The organism is Candidatus Obscuribacterales bacterium (assembly GCA_036703605.1).
Classification (GTDB): domain Bacteria; phylum Cyanobacteriota; class Cyanobacteriia; order RECH01; family RECH01; genus RECH01.
Genome location: DATNRH010000598.1, coordinates 1 through 1,413, shown reverse-complemented (window position 1 = coordinate 1,413; position 1,413 = coordinate 1). Strand labels below are relative to the sequence as shown.

The following is a 1,413-nucleotide window of genomic DNA, read 5'->3' as shown; positions in this document are numbered from 1 at the left end:
CAAATTAATCAGGGCGCAACGATTCGGACAACCCCTTCTGACAACGCCTTCTTTGCTGCATCTATCAACAAAGATAAGTTATTAATTCGGACAGCCCAAGGACTGGAGATGATTCTAGAGTCTCCTTGGCAGGGGCAGATTGGCGTGGAATGGGATGGGATAGTGCGCTTTAGTATCCACAATCTGGGTGACGTCGCGGCCAGCATCACAAACTGGACAATTAATATCCAACTGAACATTGGCGATCGCATCCTGAGTTACACAAACCTAGATACATCCTCTGGAACCTATACTCCTCAATCTCCCACAGATGATCAAACCCCCAGCCTCCAAGACCTCCTCCGCGATCGTAAATCGGGCGATCGCTTGGTGTTAGAAGCACGCGTAACGCCCCCTGATGCCAGCGGAATGACTGGATTTCACCAAGTGCTAAGCTTTCCCCTACGTATCACCGACCCCGATCGCATTCCCCTTCCCCTAGAACCCTATTTTATCCAGTTCGAAGATCCAGAGTATAACCGCCAACTAGCATCCTCCGCAGGCCATGCCACTCAGGAACTGCTCATTCCTGCAGGCGGACAATCTGAGCCGGTGAGTCACTCCGTTCAGCTATCCTGCGATCGCACCGAATATAATCCTGACAGTTCCCTAGCCATCCGCTATGACTGGGATGATAACGCGGACGGCAAGGCCACACTATCTATTAACTGGATTCGCAATGGCGTGCCTACGCCGCTTCAGCCAAAAACCATATCTCTGACTGACCTGGCTGCTAAGAAGTTACTACAATTTTCCCTAGCTGAGTTAGTGTATCGAGATGGGAGCGATCGCCCTGCGACCCTGCTGCCAGGCAATACTCTAGAATTTCAGCTCATCGTTCAAGATAAGGGACCAGATGAGAGAGCGATCGCCCTATTAGCTCCAAAACCCGTCGTCCTGACTGTGGAGATTGTTGCCCAGCCCGTCATACCCGCACCAGAAGCCGCCTATGCCCTCCTGCGCCAGCGTCATCCTAGCCAAGTGGAGTGCGTACGCTTTGCTTGGGGGCCCGTACCCAGCCGCATTGAACTCATTCGAGCGGATGACCTGCGTACCGAAATTGTCCGTCGCCGCGCTGTGTTCCAGTGGATAGATGCTACCCGTCCTGCCATTCCCGGTGCTGCATCCACCCAATATGCCATTCAGAAAATCACCCAAACCGGTTCTACCCATCTGCCCTCTATGGGTTCCTGATATCCAATCTAGCTCACCATCTGGATAATAGATTGATATCAAATCCGCTTCGATGCACACTATTTATTTACAATCAAGATCGTGCGCATCTTGCTCATCTTATCCCTCTGCGATCGCATATAGATTAGGTTGATCACTGTCGTCAATCTGTAGATCGCGATATCCTCTGATGTTGTGGCG

Annotated in this window: 1 protein-coding gene; it reads left to right on the top strand. The window is 51.4% G+C overall.

Going from position 1 to position 1,413, the window contains the following annotated elements:
• Positions 1-1,233 (top strand): hypothetical protein (locus V6D20_12810; protein ID HEY9816662.1); only part of this gene is annotated, 1,233 nt, incomplete at its 5' end.
• Positions 1,234-1,413: the final 180 nt, after the last annotated feature.